This window comes from Bacillota bacterium (genome assembly GCA_012727955.1).
In the GTDB taxonomy this organism is placed as follows: domain Bacteria; phylum Bacillota; class Limnochordia; order DTU087; family JAAYGB01; genus JAAYGB01.
Window position 1 is genome coordinate 95,534 of record JAAYGB010000006.1, and the last position, 19,364, is coordinate 114,897.

The 19,364-nt window shown below is 52.5% G+C and carries 15 protein-coding genes; 11 read left to right on the forward strand and 4 right to left on the reverse strand.

The annotated features are described in order from the left end of the window. Positions 1-36: 36 nt before the first annotated feature. The 3 genes from GX030_01750 to GX030_01760 all read left to right on the forward strand — a co-directional run bounded on the left by GX030_01750 (position 37) and on the right by GX030_01760 (position 5,875). The gene (locus tag GX030_01750) at positions 37-810 is read left to right on the forward strand and encodes a carbohydrate ABC transporter permease (protein ID NLV91105.1); all 774 of its coding nucleotides are present in this window, start codon (positions 37-39) and stop codon (positions 808-810) included. A gap of 34 nt (positions 811-844) precedes the next feature. Then, positions 845-3,643: an alpha-mannosidase gene (locus GX030_01755; protein ID NLV91106.1), complete on the forward strand. Its 2,799-nt coding sequence runs from the start codon at positions 845-847 to the stop codon at positions 3,641-3,643. Between the two features lie 111 nt (positions 3,644-3,754). Beyond that, positions 3,755-5,875, forward strand: a complete 2,121-nt coding sequence (locus tag GX030_01760; GenBank protein ID NLV91107.1) for a glycoside hydrolase family 92 protein — start codon at positions 3,755-3,757, stop codon at positions 5,873-5,875. Between the two features lie 49 nt (positions 5,876-5,924). Here GX030_01760 and GX030_01765 read toward each other — a convergent pair whose 3' ends face one another. The 4 genes from GX030_01765 to GX030_01780 all read right to left on the reverse strand — a co-directional run bounded on the left by GX030_01765 (position 5,925) and on the right by GX030_01780 (position 8,091). After that, a complete protein-coding gene (locus GX030_01765) occupies positions 5,925-6,734 on the reverse strand; it encodes a DUF4886 domain-containing protein (protein NLV91108.1) in 810 nt (269 codons plus the stop codon). Positions 6,735-6,857: 123 nt separating this feature from the next. After that, a complete protein-coding gene (locus tag GX030_01770; GenBank protein NLV91109.1) occupies positions 6,858-7,325 on the reverse strand; it encodes a chemotaxis protein CheX in 468 nt (155 codons plus the stop codon). Continuing rightward, the gene (locus GX030_01775; GenBank protein ID NLV91110.1) at positions 7,322-7,744 is read right to left on the reverse strand and encodes a hemerythrin family protein; all 423 of its coding nucleotides are present in this window, start codon (positions 7,742-7,744) and stop codon (positions 7,322-7,324) included. Before GX030_01775 ends, GX030_01770 begins: the two co-directional genes overlap by 4 nt. 128 nt (positions 7,745-7,872) lie before the next feature. Further along, positions 7,873-8,091, reverse strand: coding sequence for an SHOCT domain-containing protein (locus GX030_01780; GenBank protein ID NLV91111.1), 219 nt, complete (start codon positions 8,089-8,091; stop codon positions 7,873-7,875). A gap of 573 nt (positions 8,092-8,664) precedes the next feature. Here GX030_01780 and GX030_01785 point away from each other — a divergent pair. The 8 genes from GX030_01785 (at position 8,665) to GX030_01820 (ending at position 19,308) form a co-directional block, all read left to right on the forward strand. Next, complete coding sequence (locus GX030_01785; GenBank protein NLV91112.1) at positions 8,665-10,284, forward strand: peptide ABC transporter; 1,620 nt, start codon at positions 8,665-8,667, stop codon at positions 10,282-10,284. Between the two features lie 81 nt (positions 10,285-10,365). Further along, the gene (locus GX030_01790; GenBank protein NLV91113.1) at positions 10,366-11,325 is read left to right on the forward strand and encodes an ABC transporter permease; all 960 of its coding nucleotides are present in this window, start codon (positions 10,366-10,368) and stop codon (positions 11,323-11,325) included. After that, complete coding sequence (locus GX030_01795) at positions 11,318-12,247, forward strand: ABC transporter permease (GenBank protein NLV91114.1); 930 nt, start codon at positions 11,318-11,320, stop codon at positions 12,245-12,247. The genes GX030_01790 and GX030_01795 overlap by 8 nt, the downstream gene beginning before the upstream one ends. Positions 12,248-12,394: 147 nt before the next feature. Continuing rightward, on the forward strand, positions 12,395-13,498 hold the full coding sequence (locus GX030_01800) for an acyltransferase (GenBank protein ID NLV91115.1): 1,104 nt from the start codon (positions 12,395-12,397) through the stop codon (positions 13,496-13,498). A gap of 607 nt (positions 13,499-14,105) precedes the next feature. Further along, on the forward strand, positions 14,106-15,302 hold the full coding sequence (locus tag GX030_01805) for an amidohydrolase/deacetylase family metallohydrolase (protein NLV91116.1): 1,197 nt from the start codon (positions 14,106-14,108) through the stop codon (positions 15,300-15,302). An 11-nt stretch (positions 15,303-15,313) separates the two neighbouring features. After that, positions 15,314-16,459: a hypothetical protein gene (locus GX030_01810; protein ID NLV91117.1), complete on the forward strand. Its 1,146-nt coding sequence runs from the start codon at positions 15,314-15,316 to the stop codon at positions 16,457-16,459. 38 nt (positions 16,460-16,497) lie between these two features. After that, positions 16,498-16,959 (forward strand): RidA family protein, encoded by a 462-nt coding sequence (locus GX030_01815; GenBank protein ID NLV91118.1) that lies wholly within the window; start codon positions 16,498-16,500, stop codon positions 16,957-16,959. Positions 16,960-17,316: 357 nt separating this feature from the next. Further along, positions 17,317-19,308 carry a hypothetical protein gene (locus GX030_01820; GenBank protein NLV91119.1) on the forward strand — a complete coding sequence of 664 codons (1,992 nt, stop codon included), beginning with the start codon at positions 17,317-17,319 and terminating at the stop codon, positions 19,306-19,308. The last annotated feature ends 56 nt before the right edge of the window (positions 19,309-19,364 follow it).

Here is a 19,364-nt window from a genome sequence, read left to right on the forward strand (position 1 = left end):
CGACATATATTTCTGATCCTGGGTTCCATCATATTCATGTTTCCACTAATTTGGCTGCTCTCCACTTCCCTCAAATTGGATACAGATATTTTCAAAGTTCCCCCGGACATCATTCCCAATCCGGTGAATTGGAATAACTACGTACGCATGTGGACTTACTTCCCTTTCCTGCAATTTCTCAAGAACACAGTGTTTGTTGTATTTATGAATGTTACCGGTGTAGTGATTACCGCGCCATTAGTGGGATATTCCTTTGCGCGGCTGCGTTGGCCAGGACGAGATGCCCTCTTTATCTTGGTGTTAGCCACCATGATGATTCCCGGTCAAGTAACTATGATTCCCCTGTATGTCCTTTACTCCCGGTGGGGAATGGTTGACACCTATTATCCCCTCTGGCTGGGAGCATGGTTTGGAGGGGGAGCCTTCAACGTTTTCTTGGTGCGGCAGTTTTTTATGACGATACCCCAGTCGCTGGAGGAAAGCGCCAAGATCGATGGAGCCAATCAGTTTCAGATCTATACCAAGATTATGCTTCCCCTGGTTCGACCGGTACTTACCACTATTTCCATCTTTCGGTTCATGGGAGCCTGGAATGACTTCATGGGCCCATTGATTTACATCAACGACCAAAGCAAGTATACGCTGTCTTTAGGACTGCGACTATTTCAAGCCCAGACCTCAGGAGCCACCAGCGAGTTTGGTATGCTGATGGCTGCCACCGCGTTGATGATTCTGCCGGTAATTGTCTTCTTCTTCATAGGTCAGAAGCACTTTATTGAAGGTGTTACCTTAACGGGAATCAAGGGTTAATGCATAAATGCCATCACAGGGAGGTTATAGGTCGATGGGGGACTTAAATATCCTCTTGACTAAGGTAGATGACTTTGCTCAAGCTGGATACTGGGGCGAACGGATCGGAGCGGAACTCACCTATGGTTATCATCTTTCACGACTTAACGCCGGCAAGTATGATGAGCTTCTGGTTGAGGTAATTGAGTTTGTCGCCCAGCGCCACAGGGAACTGGGGACAATTACCCAAGGCCTTGTCGAGGAAGCGGAAGGGCAGCTGCAGCCCATAGTCGAGGCAGCGAAGAAGTATGAAGTGCTTTGCGCGGCCCACGCCCATATCGACATGAACTGGATGTGGCGCTGGGATGAAACGGTGGTCATCACCCTAGATACTTTCCGGACGATGCTGGATTTGATGGAAGAGTATCCTGAGTATACCTTTTCTCAATCCCAGGCTTCCGTCTACGAAATCGTGGAAAAGCATGATCCCCAGATGCTGGCCCAGATCAAGAAGCGGGTCAAGGAAGGCCGGTGGGAAGTTACCGCCTCAGCTTGGGTCGAGGCTGACAAGAACATGCCCAATGGCGAGAGTATGGCCCGGCATATCCTGTACACCAAGCAATATTTGTCTAGGCTCTTGGACATTGCTCCGGAATCCTTGAATATCGCCTTTGAACCCGACACCTTTGGACACAATGCCAATGTTCCCGAGATCTTGGCCAATGGCGGCGTGAAGTACTACTATCACTGTCGGGGTGCCCAAGGAGACTACCTGGAGCAATGGAAGGCGCCCTCGGGCAGTTCCATCATTGTCTATCGGGAGCCCTTCTGGTATAACGCCAATATCGAGCCGAGTCTAGCCTATGCCATTCCTCAACTGTGTGAGCAATATGGCCTGACCACGTGGCTTAAGGTCTACGGTGTGGGCGATCACGGCGGTGGACCGACCCGAAGAGATATCGAGAGGATTCGGGATATGGCGACTTGGCCGATTTTCCCTCGCCTTCGGTTTGGTACCTTCGGCGAGTTTTTCAAGGCTGTGGAGGCGGTCAAGGACAATCTGCCGGTGACCCAGGTGGAGAAGAACTTCATTTTCACCGGCTGCTATACCAGCCAAAGCCGCATCAAGCAAGCAAACCGGGTAGGCGAGGCCGCCTTGAACGAAGCCGAGACCTTCGCCAGTATCGCGCAAACTGTGGGAGCTCCCTATCCTGCCGAAGCCTTTGCCTCCGCTTGGCAGAAGGTACTGTTTAACCAGTTTCATGACATCCTCCCGGGATCCTGTGTCATCGGAACTCGAGAGCATGCTCTGGGACTCTTTCAAGAGGCGATGGGAATTGCCAGCAGCGCCAAGAAGCGGGCCCTAATTGCCCTGAGTAAGCAAATCGACACCTCCTCGCTGATCCCCGAGGAAGACATTTCTGCTACCCGGTCCGAGGGCGCCGGAGTTGGGTTCGGCGTTGAGAACTTCCAGATCTCCCAATCCTCCGTTGGTGCCGGCAAAACCAGGGTCTTCCATGTCTTCAATCCCTCGGCCCATTCTCGACAGGAGTTGGTCGAAGTGCTGTTGTGGGACTGGGACTATGACCTTGAGCGCCTGGAATGGAAGGATACCGCTGGCAATGCGGTCGGTCATCAGGTGATTGACCAGGGACACTACTGGGGTCACACCTATGTCAAGGTGCTAGTTGAGGCTAAGGTTCCCGCCTGTGGTTACAGCACCTATGCGGCTACGGAGAGCCCAGTTGCCAAGGGAGAAATTATCTTCCCGCGGGATCCTCGGGTGGAGCCCATCCCCGACCTAACCTTGGAAAACGAAAGGCTCAAGGCGGTGCTGGATCCCGTCAACTGCAACCTAGTATCCTTGCTCAATAAGGACACCGGCGAAGAACTGATCGGCCCGTCGGGAGCGAGATTCCGGATGATCGATGAGGATATCGATCGGGGTACCGCTTGGCGCATCGGCCGGTATCAGCGGATCGACAACATCACTCAGGATGCGAAGGTTACTAAGATCGAAAGGGGTTTGCTTCGCCAAAGCATTACCTATGAAGTTCCAGTGAGAAGCTCCAAACTGCGGGTTACCGTGATCCTAGACAAGGGTTCGCCGAAGCTGGACTTAGTCGTCGAGTGCGATTGGCACGAGATTGGCAACCGAGAGAAGGGGGTTCCGCAGCTTAACTACTGTGTGCCCTTGGCCTATGACTGTGCCAAGTACAAATACGACATTCCCTATGGCGTGGTGGAGCGGGAGCCCATGGACAGAGATGTTCCCGCCAACAGCTGGGCCTTGGCGGTAAATTCCTCGGGCAAAAGCCAATTTGCCATCGTCACGGACTCGAAATATGGATTCCGTGGGGTAGACAATTCCCTGGCGGTGAGCTTGATCCGAAGCTCCTTTGATCCCGATCCCTATCCGGAAAACGGCAAGATTCATCGCTTCCGACTCTCGCTGTATCCCGATTTGTCGGAGGAAAACCATCTGGCTATTAACCGGGCCTATGACGCCAATCATCCTATGACCGCGCTTTCCGCCAGCAGGAAGGCAAAGGGAGGATCTCTGCCCTTGAATCGGAGCTTCTTGGAGGTTGTCAGCGGGGCAGTGTTGGCCGCGGTGAAGCGCCCTGAGACAGAGATCGAGGGCAGCGAAATCCTGTTGCGGCTCTATGAGGCCCAGGGGCAGTCCAGTGAAGTGGTGATCGACTTTGCCCAACCGGTGAAATACGCCTACTTCGTTGACATCAATGAAGAGATGATCGGTGACAGTGATATCTTGGTTCAAGGGAGACGGGCGACGTTCACCATCGCACCCTATCGCACCGTTAGTTTGAAGGTCGGGTTGCAGGAGAGCTAGTTTAGCCGGTGGTATTATTGGTTAGGAGCTAACTACAGGTAGCTTTTGATGTAGGGGGGCTGCATGCCCCCCTTTCTGTGGTATTTTGGATTTAGTGCAGGAGGGAATGGAATGAAGAAGGACGCCATGTCACCCGTTGATTACGTTAATCCCAATATCGGGGGAATTGGCCACTTGCTAACTGCTACGTCTCCGACGGTGATGCTGCCCCACAGTATGATGCGAATCGCTCCCCGAACCGCCCCGGGAGTTGTTGATCGCTACTTAGCAGACAAAATCTACGACTTCCCCATCGGAGGTGCCAGCCTGATGGCCACGGTGGGAGGGGTTGCCGACAATCCCGATGACTTGGCCTCCCTTTATGATCATGATTTTGAGACGGCCACGCCCTACTACTACTCCGTTCTGCTGGAGGACTATGATCTTTCCGTTGAGTATAGCGTAACGGAAAGGGCCGCCTATTTTCGCTTCCATCCTCCCAGGACCGAGGAAGTGGTGAGGCTTTGGATTAACGTCGGTGATAGGGGGCAGGTGGAGTTTGCTGACAATTCCACAATAGCTGGCTGGGCGGATTTGGCCGGTGTGGCCAGTTACTTCTATCTTGAGCTGTCCTCGCCGACGGGTGAGATTCGCCAGCGGCAATCCGGTGTTGTCGCGGATTTTGCCGGGGTAGGAGGCAGTGTGATTGAACTGAAGGTGGGACTATCCTACATAAGCGTGGAACAGGCTAGAGAAAATCTCCATAATGAAATTCCTGGGTGGGACTGGCACGGGGTGGTCAGCGGAGCTCGGGATCAGTGGAACTCGGCCTTGAGCAAAATCGAAGTCAAGGGTGGAACCACTAAGCAGCGGACCATTTTCTATACTGCCCTTTACCGAGCTATGGGTCGGATGGTCAACATCACCGAGTCTGGCCGCTATTTCAGTGGTTTTGACGGGAAAGTGCACTTAACCCAGGGCCATGACTTCTATGTCAATGATGGCCTGTGGGATACCTATCGCTGTATGCATCCACTACAGCTGCTCCTTGAGCCCCAGCGGCAACTGGAAATGATTGCTTCCTATCTGCGAATGTATGAACAGTGTGGATGGTTTCCATCCTTCCCCCATTTGCAGGGAGCCTTACCCATCATGCTGGGAAACCATGGAGCGGCACTGATTGCCGACACCTATATGAAGGGCTACCGGGATTTTGATCTTCCCCTTGCCTATGAAGCCCTGAAGAAAAATGCTATGGAGGGCACAAAGCTGCCCTGGAGAATAGGGCCCAAGACGGAATTAGACGAAATCTACTTGGAAAAGGGGTTCTTTCCGGCCTTACAAAAGGGTGAAGAGGAGACGGTTTCCCAGGTACACTCCTTCGAGCGGCGGCAGGCGGTTTCCGTTACCCTGGAACATTCCTATGACGACTGGTGTCTAGCTCAACTAGCCAAGGCCCTTAATCTCCAGGATGACTACGAATACTTCATGGAGCGGTCCAAAAACTATAGGAACTTGTACAATCCTGAGATTGGTTTCATGGCACCCAAGGATGCTGCTGGCAACTGGGTCGAAGACTTCGATCCAAAACTAGGTGGCGGTCAGGGGGGTAGGGACTACTTTGCCGAGTGCAACTCCTGGATTTACACCTTCCACGTGCAGCACGATATTGCCGGATTGATGGAGCTGATGGGTGGACCACAGGCCTTTGAGCAGCGGTTAGATGCTCTTTTTACGGAACAGTATGATGTGCCTAAGTACTTTTTCCTCAAGCAGTTTCCCGATGCCACCGGTCTGATTGGTCAATATGCCCAAGGTAACGAACCAAGTTTTCACATCCCCTATCTTTATAACTACGCCGGAGCTCCATGGAAGACCCAGCGTCGGGTCCGACAGATTATGGACCTTTGGTACGGGGACGGACCCTTGGGAATCTGCGGCGACGAAGACGGGGGCGCGATGTCTTCCTGGTATGTCTTTAGTGCCATGGGGATGTATCCCGTGTGCCCCGGACGTCCCATCTACGATCTGGGCAGCCCACTCTTCGAAGAGGTTAGGATCCACTTGGAGAGTGGTGCCAGCTTCAGCATCGTGGCGGAAGACGTATCCCAGCAGAACAAGTATATTCAAGGGGCGGGGATTAACGGAAGAAGCCTCGACCAGCCTTGGGTTAACCACGCTGATATCGTCGAGGGCGGTGAGCTTATTCTCAAGATGGGACCTCGGCCCAACGATGGCTGGGGAGCAAGGTAAGCAAAGCAAAGCAAAGCTATGGCCCACCCCAAGGGGGTGGGCCTAGTTTCTAGCGATAGCTGGATTGTGTGACCTGGAAGGGGTTTTCTACAGCGGCCGCGACGGCTTCCTTGATAATCGGAAGATATTCCGGTGGAATCTCTCGGTCATCGGGAACATAGGTGAGCTCATCGATGGACCAACCCGTCAACGCAACCAGGTAGGTCAAGGCTGCGATATATCGGCCTAGGTTCCAGCTTAAGTGAAAACCATCCCTTGTTAGGGTGTCCCCGACGGGACTGGTGCGGACATTTTGGATCGCGGTGCCCGTGGGGATGATGGTAGCGAAGGCTTGGTTTCCCCGGATCTCTTCCTTGACGGTGGTTACTATTTCGTTATACATCTTGGTTTGATCATGATCATACAAGTGAAAGAACTCGTGGGTACTGTCGGCCTGATAGGCCCAGGTCATATGCCAAGCCAGTTGGGCATCGGGGTTGGCCCTATGGGTATTGACATAATCAATTAGGTTGGTCAACACATCGTCTTCAGTGTAGGTAGCCCTAAGCCCGCTGAAGTGGCTGACCTGCTGGAGAGTGATGATGTCCCAGGCTTCGTCTTGCAGGCCCTCAAGCAGTGTCCGGTCTTCCGCGTATCGCCAGGTTCCATCGGTGTTTTTGTCGTAGCGATAGGCTGGAATATTCCCCTTGGCATTTTCCCAGTGGGTGGCTAGGCTGCATCCGCCGATGTACAGATTTCCAATCTTAATGTCCTGGGCTCCACAGGCTGCTGCGATGTCATATAGGTGGTAGGTTGCATCTTCACTGAAACTGTTGCCGATGGCTAACACCTTCAAAGTGCGTTGGTTATCCTTGTCCATGTAATCGTCTCCATCTCTTTGAACTTCTTTGTCACAATTCGCAGCCCACGGGCAGATTCCCTGTAAACATAAACAGAGCCCTCACCGGTGGGGTGGGAGCTCTGGCGGTAAGCGGACTTAAGATTAGGCTTTGTTTTCTCTAAGGGTAATATTGATATCAAAGTCTCCAATGGCTGTCTGCATCGGGATGACTAGGGCCACGTCGGTGGCCATCGACAGGGAATCGGAGGCCCCGATTACCACCTGGGGCGGGGTAATATCGCAGTGCCAGTTGTTGGCACTCAGCAGCGTCATCGCATTGCCGCTGATAATGTTGGCGACCTCGCCCAGGGCTGAGACGACGAAGCTGTCTAGCTTGTTCAGCTCCATTCCCGACATAATTTTCACCATGGTCAAAGTCATGTCCTTGGGAAAGCTGTACAGGATGGAGCCGGACAAATCTCCGGTGGCCCCGATGATTACACTGGCCTCTTTGCTGGGAATGAGGTCCTTCGCTATCCGCAGAGCACCCCTTTGCACCTCTAAGTCTAGCATGAGGCGGAAAACTTCTTTCGTTGCCTGATAGAAGGGATCTATGTATTGTGCTTTCATTGGCCTTCGCCCCCCTGTTGCCGGACATAGGCTCCAATCCTCTGGTCAGCCGCTGCCACATGCATGATCAGCCAGGTCATCAGCTTGGCTCCAAACTCCTGCACCAACTCTTGGGTATAGCCTTCGCTCTCAAAACTCTTGGCATACTCCCCGACAGTGGCTTTAAAATCGTCGTGGGCCTTCTTGTGGGCCTCGTACCCGGGATAACTGATTTCCCGCTGGTATCTCTCCTCGTCGGTAAAGTGCTCAACTACGTAATTTTGCATAAAGACCATGGTACGCTTTACCTCGTCAAGCTTGCTATCCCAGTCACCCTCCTCCTGCATCGCTTGCAAGAATTGGGAGACCCGACTGAAGAGTTCGTAGTGCTGGTGATCAATTAAATCAACGCCCACCCGGTACTTTTCCTTCCACATCATCTAGTGTCCGTCACCCCTTTTCCCAGTTAGGAATTATTCTTTAATCAACCATCTACCCATTAAATCCCAATTCAAACGAAAAAAGAGCAGGGGTAACCCAATTCGTTGACTGGGTTCTACCCCGGCACTTATTTGGTTAATTTCGCCTTTTCCTCCTGATACTCTTCCCAGGAAATCTCGCCGGCTGCGTAGCGGTCACGGAGTTGGTCCACGGCCGGGTCCTCGGGGACGAGGCCGCTACCGGCATTTTCTCGCTGTCTTTTGAGGAATATCACCAGAGGCACCGCAACCACTACGGCAAAACTCAGCATATATGGAAACAACGTTCCCCAACCGGGCTGTGTCATCTTGTCCTGGTCCCTCCTTTGTCTTAGGACAAACTTCAACGCCGAAGGGTGGAAATCATGCAGGTAACTTCAGCATTTTGGGGGACCGCTGCGTTGAATAGGCGGCAAGTGCCAGAATGGATAGTTCTGGTCATAATTGGTTTCACTGGATATGAGTCGGCATTAAGGGCATAAAGCGCAGTGGGGATGAGGCAGTGACACCGATGGCAGGCTGCTTGCCGTGGAAAAATTGGCTAGGTAACTAAGGCTTTCCGTTGCAGGGATTTGGCGTTATACTAGGGAGAAGCGGATCCCTTATGTACTTTTGGCTGAGTCCTGAAGATGATAGCTAGTTGTGGTCGGTGGTGAGCCCGTGGCAGGCCACAGGCCCTTCCGAACCTAGGCCTTCGATTTTTCTAGCCTTGGGAATCCAACTATGTTAACATTATATTAATTGCATGATTACACAAGGAAATTTCGGGTTAGTGCATAATTATAAAGAAAGTGCCGCTGAACCGATGGCTGAGACCACCGGCCGGGGTCCATAGTTTACCGTGGCCCACCGGGGAAGGCATTAGTTAAGGAGGTAGTGATGTGAAGAAGATTGGTTTGTTGTTGTTGGCTGTGATCTTCGCAGTGTCCAGCATGGCCTTTGCTGCCGAAGGACCTGTGCAGGGTGGAACCTTCCGGTATGGAATTACCACCAATCCCCGGGGCATGTTCAATCCCATTTTGAACACCGAGGTTTACGACCGGTACATTGTTGACCAAGTTTTTGATGGCTTGATTGAAATCGATCGCAACTTGATTCCCCAACCCTGCGTTGCCAAGAGTTGGGAGATCTCCGAAGATAGTCGCTCAATTACCTTTTACCTCCATGAAGGAATTACCTTCCATGACGGAGCTCCGCTCACCGCCAGAGACGTGGAGTATACTTACAAGACCATCCTTCATCCCCACTATACTGGGGTTCGGTACGGTGACTTCCGTGTGCTTGTAGGTGCGGAAGCCTATAAGAACGGAGAATCCGACGAGGTGCCGGGCATTGAAGTTATCGATGATTACACAATTCGCTTTAACACAGAAAAGCCCCATGCACCGCTGTTGACATCCTTTGGCTATGGAATTATGCCGGCTCATCTGCTAGCCGATATTCCGGTGGGTGAGCTGGAGACGGCAGACTTCAACAGCCATCCCATCGGTTCTGGACCCTTTGTGTTCCAAGAGTTCAAGACTGATCAGCACGTGATTCTCACGGCTAACGACAACTACTTCCGGGGTCGTCCCAATATTGACACCCTGGTATTTCAAAAGATTGCCACCGATGCTGTGCCGATTTGGATCCAGCAGGGTCGAGTAGACTTTGTTGAGATTGCTCCGGAACAGTATCCTGAGGTGGATGCAATCGATTTTGTCGACCTTTATGTGTACGAGGCTCTCAGCTACAATTACATTGCCTTTAACCTGCGGCAGGAGCGAATGGCCGACGTTCGGGTCCGGCAGGCAATGACCTATGGATTCGATCGCGATACCTATGTGGAAGTAATTCGGGAAGGTTTTGCCATCAAGGCCAATGCACCGATGCCTCAGGCTTCCTGGGCCTTTACCGATGAGGGTATCAACTCCTACGACTATAACCCTGAGTTGGCCCGGAAGATGTTGGCTGAGGCCGGTTGGAAGCCTGGAAGAGATGGAATTTTGCAGAAGGATGGTATGCGTCTGGAGCTAGAGCTTCTTGTTCCCGAGGGCTCTCGAGCCAACGAGCAAATGGCTCTATTGTTCCAGCAGAACATGGCGGACCTTGGCATTAAGATTAACCTAGTCTTTATGGAGTTCAACGCTGCCGTTGACAGGGTTGACGCCCGTGAGTTCGACATGTTCACCATGGGTTGGAGCCTAAGCGTGGATCCCGATCCTTACGGAATTTGGCACTCCTCTTCGGTCTGGAATGACCCCGGGTTCTTTAACGAACGTTCCGACGAGCTAATTGAAATGGGACGGGAGGAGACGGATCCGGAAAAGCGGAAGGAGATCTATGCTGAGTGGCAGCGAGTGATCAACTATGAACTGCCGGACATTTTCCTGAGCTACGGAGTAGTCATCGGTGCCATCCATGAGAGGGTTCAGGGTATCGATGAGAATCCCGGCCCCTTGGGTCCGCTAGAGGGTGGTTTGCTGCTGCGCAGCCTGTGGCTCTCGCCTGAGGGCAAATAGAGTAGATTCAATAAGTCAAGATATATGGGGGAACAGCAACTGGATATCCGGTTTGCTGTTCCCGTTTCATGAGGTGGTCCCATGTGGAAATATTTGGTTCGCAGAGTGGTTGTCCAAGGCATCCCGGTGCTCTTTGGCTTTACCCTGCTGCTTTATTTATTAATCACCCTGGCTCCCGGTAGTCCTGTTCAACATCTGCGGGGGGTACCTAATCTAGACCCCGATGTCATTGCCCAGCGTGAGGCCCAGTTGGGAGTGGATCAGCCCTTTATCGTTCAGTACGTTAACTGGCTCCGTGACGTCTTGCGAGGGGATTTGGGGCGTTCCTTCGACAGTTCTCGCCGACCGGTGGCGGAGTTAATTGCCGAGCGGATGCCAGCCACGATTCTACTATCCTCCACGTCGATTATTTTGAGTTGGGCAATTGGAATTCCGGTGGGAATATTATCGGCGCGGTATCAGTACACGGTGCTAGATTACACCATCACCGTTCTGGCCTTTTTGGGTATCTCAGTTCCCAGCTTTTTCTTTGGACTAATCCTTTTATATGTCTTTGCTCTGCGATTGAATATAGCTCCCGCCGGTGGCTTTTTCATGGCCGGAGAACCCTTTACCATTTTGGGCATGTTTCGCTATCTCTGTCTGCCGGCCTTGACCTTGGGCCTGGGAAGTATCGCCAGTATTGCCCGCTATATGCGGTCGGCTCTCTTGAACGTGATCCAAGAAGATTACCTCCGGACAGCCCGGGCCAAGGGATTAAGTGAGGGAATTGTGATCTACAAGCATGCCCTGCGCAATGCCTTGCTGCCGATTTTGACCTTGGTCGGGTTTATGATTCCCAGTATCTTTTCCGGGGCGGTGATCATCGAAGATATCTTTGCGTGGCCGGGCTTAGGCTCCTTGGCGATCCAAGCTACCCACGAGCGTAATTACCCGGTAATGATGGGGATCAACTTGATGTTTGCTGTTTTGATCTTCTTGGGGAACATCATCGCGGACGTATCCTACGCACTAGCCGATCCACGGATCCGCTATGAGTAAAGGAGGGATATCGATGGCTAGTCTTGAGGTAGAAGTGAATCAACAGGAGATGTCTCCGACCATTGAATCTCCGATGCGGGCAGTCTGGAGGAGATTTAAGCGCAATCGCTTGGCAGTAATTGGTTTGGTAGTAATCATAATTTTTGTGCTGCTGGCGATCTTTGCTCCCTTCCTGACTCCCTATGATCCCAACCGAGCGGATTTTCGGGCCCGCAACCAACCTCCGTCTCGACAGCATTGGTTGGGAACCGACGACATGGGTAGGGATATCCTAACCCGAACCCTGTATGGCGGTCGGATCTCCCTGTCGGTGGGCTTGGTGTCGGTGGGAATTTCCCTAAGTCTCGGTGTGATTCTGGGTGCCCTGTCGGGATACTTCGGCGGTTGGGTGGATGCCCTGATCATGCGGGTGGCCGATGTGTTTTACAGTTTTCCCTTTTTGATTCTCGCCATCACGGCTACGGCACTGTTGGGCCCGTCGATCTACAACATCATGATGATCCTCGGTGTCCTGTCCTGGCCCGGTCCGGCTCGGTTGCTGCGGGCGGAGTTTCTCCGGTTGAAAAACGTGGAGTTTGTCACTGCCTCCGTTGCCATTGGGGCCAAGAGCAAGCGGACGATGTTCCGGCATATGCTTCCCAACGCGATTGCTCCCCTGTTGGTGTCGGCTACGCTGGGTGTAGCATCCTCGATTCTGTCAGAGGCGGGACTGAGTTTCTTAGGATTGGGAGTGCCACCACCGGCGCCCTCCTGGGGTAATATGCTCAATAGAGCGCGGCCCTTGCATATTCTGCGGAATATGCCCTGGATGTGGATTCCACCGGGGATTGCCATTCTGCTGATTGTGCTGAGTATTAACTTCGTCGGTGATGGGCTAAGGGATGCCCTTGATCCCCATCAGGACGCAAGAGAAAAGCATTGATAAATTGGTCTAAGTCAAGTAAGGGCCTGGGGATAACCCTGGGCCCTTTTGTTGTATCTATTTTTCTTGGGAGGGTTCAGGCTAGTTGCCCCTAATATATCGGGAGAATAGGACTTGTTTGAACTTTACAAGATGGGGGCAGGGATGATGGAAAAAAGGAAAGCAACGAGTCCAGGGTCAGGGTATTGGTACAGCATCGATGCTCTAAGGACAATAGCGGTTTTATCCGTTGTAGCGATTCATACGGTTCCCTTTGAACAGATTTATCCTAACTTCACCTTCGCCTTAACTAACATTTTCGGACGATTTGCCGTTCCCTTTTTCTTTATTGTTTCGGGGTATTTGTATGCATTACGACTGCAGGCCGCCACCAGTGTTTGGTCCGTTCTGCGCCGCAGACTCTCCTATCTTGTTAGTGTCTACCTGTTGTGGTCGCTGGTGTATCGCATGTACCAGATCTTTGTCGAGGGGCATCGGATCTTCTTTGCTCGCTGGGCAGTAAAGAACTTCTTAATTAATCTGTTCTTTAACGGTATTCAATACCATCTGTGGTATATGGCAGCTCTCATCATGGCCATCGTTGCCATCACGCTGTACCATCGCTATCTGGGGGACAGAAGGTGGCCTTTGGTTGTGATCGCCTTGATCCTGTATGGAATCGGTGTAATGGGGGACACCTATTACGGACTCTTTGCCAAGAACCCCTTGATTGCCTGGATTACCCGTCAGTTGTGGACGACCCGCAACGGCTTTTTCTTCGGGATTCCCCTATTTGCAGCGGGATATTTAGTTAGTTTCTATCCGGTGGAAAGGGACCGCCGGCGGATTTACGGTCTCGCCCTGGTGGCTTCCCTGGCGCTGCTTATCGTCGAGGCGGTGACCTTGGAGGCGAAGGGAATTCCCAAGGACTATAATATCTATCTGTCCCTAATTCCCTTGTCGGTATCCTTGCTGCTGGTATGCTTGGTCAATCCCCACTGGATGAAGGACACTGTGCTGACGCGGCTTGCGAAGTATAGTTTCGGGATTTACTTGGTGCACTTAGCGCCGCACATGATCCTTTCCCGTTTCTACAGCCCTCGGCTGCACCAGAATCCTTGGTTTGAGCTGGTGTATACACCGGTGGTGTTCCTGGTCTCCCTTGGTTTGACGGCACTGTTATACCATGTTCCCCTTACCTTCTTGAATCGGTTTGTGCGTCAACCGCGAGGGCGAGCGGTGGGTGGCAGTGCGCCGGGAGTTAACCTATGAAAGTAGAGTAGGACGCCAGTCAATTCTCCCTCGGCATTGCTGGCGTGGCGGACTTTGTGGAGAATTAGTGGGGGGCTTAACCAGCGCTGCTCTCAAGGATTTCCCTGCTGGAAGGCGCGAGGGAAGAACTCCTGAGCAGGAGAAACCCTTGGGAACCTTCATGGACCATGGCTGGTGCTTGCGCTGGGACTTGCTAGGAAACCTTTGTGTGACTGCTTTTTTGAGGGTAGGCACGGGCAGGTTGATAGGCTGCGTTTAGCATAGTACTGTCACTGGTATACTGATGCTCCTGTTTCATGATTTCATGGATGACTTCATCTAGTATCTCTGATATCTCCACAACAATAGGACTGGATAGATCGTAACCTGAATCGAATAGTCTGCCAAGCCTGTCAACTAGACTGCAGCGGATGCCATGAAGTGCCTTTAGTGCCAAAGTGCTTCGACCTCACTCTCGGAATATTTGGTAAATTGCGGTTATATTGCAACGCACCTTCTCATATTCGAACTAGGCCAGGATAACCCTGCATAAATCGTTCTAAAAATATCCAAATAATGCGCCACTCTTATACGAAAAATTCAGTGTGCTGTGAAGGAAGTGAGCCTTGTGTCGCTACTCTTAGAAGGGGTCCGGCCGGCGCCTGGAGTCAAAGTGCAGGCGGCCCAGCAGGTCTTTGTCAGCGATGCCATCGTAGACATCCTCATTGACGACAGCGGTAATATTGTTCAAGTGGGAGCCGGTCCTCGGTCTAGCCTGTCCCTTGAGTGTCCTAGTCTAGATTGTTCCGGGCTGATGATCTCCCCTGGATGGACAGATCTACATACTCATATTTATACCGGGGGAAGCGACTTTAGTTTATCGCCGGAGTTAATCGGCCCAACAACGGGAGTGTTGAACCTAGTTGATGCCGGCAGTGCCGGTGAGGGAAACTTCTCCGGCCTAGTCCGGTACGTCATTGAACCGGCAGAGTTTCCCATCCTAGCAAGTTTGAACATCGGCTCCATTGGCTTAGTTGCTGCCAATCGGGTCAGTGAGGTAGCCTTTCCAACCTCAATTCATGTCCAGGAAACCATCGAATGTGCTCGCCGGTATTCGGATTACATCTGCGCCATCAAGGTACGCAGTTGTGGCGAGGTGGTTGGCGAAGCTGGGATTACACCTCTGCGTCAGGCCCGAGAGGTTGCCGACGTCCTGGGGCTGCCTCTCATCGTCCATATCGGACTGGCAGAGCCGACGTTACCGGAGATTCTCTCTTTGTTGCGGCCAGGGGATATGGTGACTCACATTTTCCATGGTAAAGAGAACAACACTTTTCTTCACTATGGGAAGGAAGTGCAGGCAGCGCTGGCACGGGGTATCTGGATTGATGTCGGTCACGGTGTGGCTAGTTTTTCCTATCGAGTGGCAAGACAAGCCATCGAGGCAGGAATCTATCCCCACACAATTTCTACTGATCTCCATGGCTGGAGTGTAGATGGACCGGTCTGGGACTTACCTACCACCATGTCCAAACTATTAGCTTTGGGGATGCCTCTGGAATCGGTGATAGCCGCGGTCACCGTCAAACCCGCAGAGTTTCTGCGTCGGCCAAACTGGGGGCAAATTCAGGTGGGAGCTAAGGCACGGTTGACGGTATTTGAATTGGTAGAAAGAATTGGAACCGACGGTGCCGGAGGCATTGTCATTGCAGACTCCTTGGGTGATGGCCTCAGTATTTCCAGATTCTTTCAACCTAGGTATACTATCTATGGTACGAAATGGTGGCAGGCTAGCTCTCGGTTCTTAAGGGAGTTGGAGCAATAGGGGAGGGCAAAATGGATATCTACGAGCGGTTACAGGTAAAGAAAATGATCAACGCCGCGGGCACCTATACTGTGATTGGCGGTTCCCGGATGAGTCAAACCACCCTACAGGCGATGGCAGAAGCTGCGGCATATCATGTAGATCTGCCGCAGCTGCAGCGGGCCGTTGGGCGGCGCTTGGCTGAGTTAACAAGAAACGAAGCGGCCTACGTGACCTGCGGAGCCGCCGCCGCACTGTACTTAAGCATCGCAGCCTGCGCAGCCAAGAAGCTGCAGCGCCCCTTGGCGCGGTTGACTCCCGATGTGGTTGCCGATTGTGAGGTCATCGTACATCGGGCCCACCGCAATGCCTATGACTGGGCCCTGCGCCAGCTAGGGGTGAAAATAGTTGACATCGGATATCCCAACGACATGTCTCCTACCCAACCCGAGGATTTGCTGGAGGCTATCAATGACAACACCGTGGCATTGTTCTATGCCTGGACGGAGCCGGGAGGGTGGGTGCCTCCAGGAGCCTTGACCTTGGCCCAAACTCTGGAGATAGCCGGCCGTTACAACGTTCCCGTCATCGTCGATGCCGCGGCGCAGCTGCCGCCCATGGAAAACCTGTGGCGCTTCACCGAAGCCGGAGCTGCGGCAGCGGTGTTCAGTGGCGGTAAGGATCTGAGGGGTCCCCAGGCTAGTGGATTGTTGGTGGGTAAACAGTGGTTAGTGGACCTAATTCTCGATACCGGATTCCCCACCCATGGAATCGGCCGGATGCTGAAGGTGGGGCGGGAGGAAATGGTAGGTCTGTTAAGTGCCGTAGAACAATACGTCAGCTGTGATCACATCGCCCGGAGGGCCTGGTGTGAGACACAAGTGAACAGGTTCATCGAGGCCTTTGCCGACGATGCCGATGTCGAGGTGGTTCGCAGTTTCCCCAATGAGGCGGGACAACCCCTACCCAGAGCTATTTTTCGGCTTATTGCTTCATGGGCTCCTCCCACTGCGGAGTTAATTGCCCTCCTGAAATCCGGCACACCGGCCATCTACACCATACCCGCCGATGAAGGGGGAATATATCTCAATCCCATGACCTTGAGGGAGGATGAGGTGGGTGTAATTATCCATCGGTTGCGGGAGATTGTGGGGCAGTTGCGGCAAACTCAGGGATAGATATGAACCAGGGTCCAGAAAAACGTGAGGTGAATAATTTGAGTCAAGTGGAAAATAAGCTGCGTGAGTTGGGATTTGAACTACCGACACCACCGAGTCCGGTGGCTGCCTATGTTCCTGCCGTGCGAACGGGGAACCTGGTGTTTATTTCCGGTCAAGGCACCAATGTCAATGGCGAGTGGAAGTACCAAGGTAAGGTAGGCTCCGATTACACCGTGGAAGAAGGGTATCAGGCGGCGCAATGGGTGATCCTCAATGCTTTGGCGGTCCTGAAAGCAGAAATTGGGGATCTCGACCGGGTGAAGCGGATAGTGAAGCTCTTGGCCTGGGTCAACAGCGCCCCGGGCTTCAACCAGCAACCGGCGGTGGTAAATGGGGCCTCGGAGCTGTTGGTGAAGATCTTTGGCGAAAGGGGTAAGCACGCCCGCTCCGCGGTCTCTGCCCATGAACTTCCCTTTGATACCACCGTTGAAATTGAGATGATTGTCGAAGTCGATTAGCGTGACGCTGCTGCGACAGCGGACACTGTTGAGTTGGAAATCAAGTTATTGAACCTGCACCCCATGGTGGAGGAGGAAGGCGTCCTCCACCATGGGGTTTTTCCTTTATCGTTATGCCACTCAAACCCGTACTGCGTATTCAGAAAGCAGCGGAAAATAAGAGGAAGGCGTAAGATTAAGACGAAACTGTGAATTTGATGCGAGGTCTTCTAAGCTTGAGCTTTTGCTTGGGGAAGGGGGGAATCGATACCAAATCTCTTAGGGCCAGACGATAATTTGCTAGCCTAGAACAAGTAGCTGAGACGTGTTCCAGAAGAGTCCCATGATTTCGCGGAAAACAGGGAGGTTGAAATGCTGATGAGGAAACGTTCGATTTTCTGCCTATGGGCCGCTATTCTAGTGCTTTGCGCTCTAACCCTAGGTGTGTCGGCGGCGGAGCCCAGAATCAAGTTGAAAGACGCCATGGAGTTTAGGGCCTTTGATAGTTATCAAGAGTCGCCTTTGATCAGCTCTGGACAGTTCCCGATTGACGAGATTCCATATCTCAAGGGTAAAACTCTGGAACCCGTAGCTGAACGATTGCCTAAAACACCGAAGGTGATCAAGGCTGCAGCGATGCCAGATGGGATCGGTGTGTACGGGGGTACCTGGCGTGACTTCTCGGCCTATCCTCCGGTTAGTTACAACTGGGGCTCTGGGTTATCTACCGGTGCCTTTGGTCTAGACGACATGTATTTCGAGCCGCTGATCGGTGATTTCAAAGCCACTTTCCTTGAAGAGGGTATGGTTCCCCAGCCTAACCTGGCAGTCTCTTGGGAATGGTCTGAGAAGGAATCCGGCGACGGAGTAATCCTGACGGTTCACTTGTTGGAAGGTGTTCGCTGGTCTGACGGTGTCGAGTTCACAGTCGATGATGTCCTGTTCACCTATTACGATGTTTATCGAGATGGTAATGTCCCTGCCACCATCAGCGGCTGGTCCGTGGGTGGGGTCTACGCGGAGCTGGAGAAGATCGACGATTACACCTTCAACATTCATCTGCCTAAGAAGACCAATCAGATCTTCTACGGCTTGATGAAACTGAATCCCAAGCCCAAGCACGTCTATGAGGAGTATCATCCGAAGTACAATCCCGAGGCAACCTACGAAGACTTCCGAAACGCCTTTATGGTTCCCAGCGTTCCGGTAGTCCTTGGTCCCTTCATTCCCTATCTATTCAAGACCGATGAAGTTGCCGAGTTGATCCGTAATCCCTACTACTTCAAAGTGGATGAGGAAGGAAAACAGCTACCCTATCTTGACCGAATTCACTACATCTTTGGAAAAGAAACGGCCCAATCCACCCTACAGTTGATGGCTGGTAACATTGACTGGGCTAACATGGATGATCCCTCTCAGTTCCCGACTTGGATGGCCAATCGGCAGAGGGGTAACTACCGGGTAGTAATACCCGAAGCCCATGAAGTGTACACCCTGCGCCTCAACTATATGACGTGGGAAGAAAGCATGCAGGAGCCGGAGAGGGATAGAGAGGTTCGCAACATCTTCCGCAACCTCAAGTTCCGCCAGGCGATGTCCCATGCTATTGACAGAGAGCGGATCATGACTCTGTTTGGACCTGCCCCGGTGTTGTCGGTGGCCCCGGTGGCCGGCATCTCGCCGCTGTCGGAGTTCTACAACCCTGAAATCCAAGTTGCCTACACCTATGATATTGACAAGGCCAGTGCTCTACTGGATGAGATCGGCCTGATTGATGTCGATGGCGATGGACTCCGGGATTACCCCGCCGATTCGCCGCTGGCGGGACAGACCTTTACCTTCACTATTTTGGCCTCTTCCGATGCCAACGACATCCGAACCATGGCTGAACTGGTCTGTCGGGAGCTGCAGAAGGTCGGGTTGGATGCTCAACTGCGGGTGCAGAATCCCAATCTAATTGCCAGTCGACAGGATGCCGGCACCTATGACATTACTATCGATCGCGGTAGTTCTGGTGCTACACCCTTGGCTAACTTGGACACCTTGGCTCCCATTACTCAGTCTTCGCCGGCATGGCATATGGCCAGTCCCGATGATGAGCGGGATCTAATGCCCTTTGAAGTGGAGCTGCGGAATCTGGCCTTTAGACTGGAGACTGCCGTTGAATTTGAGGAGCAAAAGGCAATTATGAATGAGCTGCACAAGGTCTACACCGAGAACGTCTACTGTGTGGGGCTGATTGCCAGACGCCGGGCCCATGCAGTCTCGGAGCGGTTTAGAAACGTGCACCCATCTGCGATTCAGATGCTTTGGGATGACCGCCAGTATACAGTCCCCTGGACGATCTGGATTCCTGAAGAGCTTCAATAATTGCTTCCGTTATTGAGGGGAGGTAAGGGGTCCTAAGATACGGGTAATCCCATCTT

What these genes read in the sequence shown, in the direction of transcription:
- GX030_01750 (NLV91105.1), top strand. Translation starts at nt 37, where the DNA reads ATGTTTCCACTAATTTGGCTGCTCTCCACTTCCCTCAAATTGGATACA.
- GX030_01800 (NLV91115.1), top strand. Translation starts at nt 12,395, where the DNA reads ATGGAAAAAAGGAAAGCAACGAGTCCAGGGTCAGGGTATTGGTACAGC.
- GX030_01790 (NLV91113.1), top strand. Translation starts at nt 10,366, where the DNA reads ATGTGGAAATATTTGGTTCGCAGAGTGGTTGTCCAAGGCATCCCGGTG.
- GX030_01795 (NLV91114.1), top strand. Translation starts at nt 11,318, where the DNA reads ATGAGTAAAGGAGGGATATCGATGGCTAGTCTTGAGGTAGAAGTGAAT.
- GX030_01755 (NLV91106.1), top strand. Translation starts at nt 845, where the DNA reads ATGGGGGACTTAAATATCCTCTTGACTAAGGTAGATGACTTTGCTCAA.
- GX030_01770 (NLV91109.1), bottom strand. Translation starts at nt 7,325, where the DNA reads ATGAAAGCACAATACATAGATCCCTTCTATCAGGCAACGAAAGAAGTT.
- GX030_01760 (NLV91107.1), top strand. Translation starts at nt 3,755, where the DNA reads ATGAAGAAGGACGCCATGTCACCCGTTGATTACGTTAATCCCAATATC.
- GX030_01820 (NLV91119.1), top strand. Translation starts at nt 17,317, where the DNA reads ATGAGGAAACGTTCGATTTTCTGCCTATGGGCCGCTATTCTAGTGCTT.
- GX030_01765 (NLV91108.1), bottom strand. Translation starts at nt 6,734, where the DNA reads ATGGACAAGGATAACCAACGCACTTTGAAGGTGTTAGCCATCGGCAAC.
- GX030_01775 (NLV91110.1), bottom strand. Translation starts at nt 7,744, where the DNA reads ATGATGTGGAAGGAAAAGTACCGGGTGGGCGTTGATTTAATTGATCAC.
- GX030_01810 (NLV91117.1), top strand. Translation starts at nt 15,314, where the DNA reads ATGGATATCTACGAGCGGTTACAGGTAAAGAAAATGATCAACGCCGCG.
- GX030_01780 (NLV91111.1), bottom strand. Translation starts at nt 8,091, where the DNA reads ATGACACAGCCCGGTTGGGGAACGTTGTTTCCATATATGCTGAGTTTT.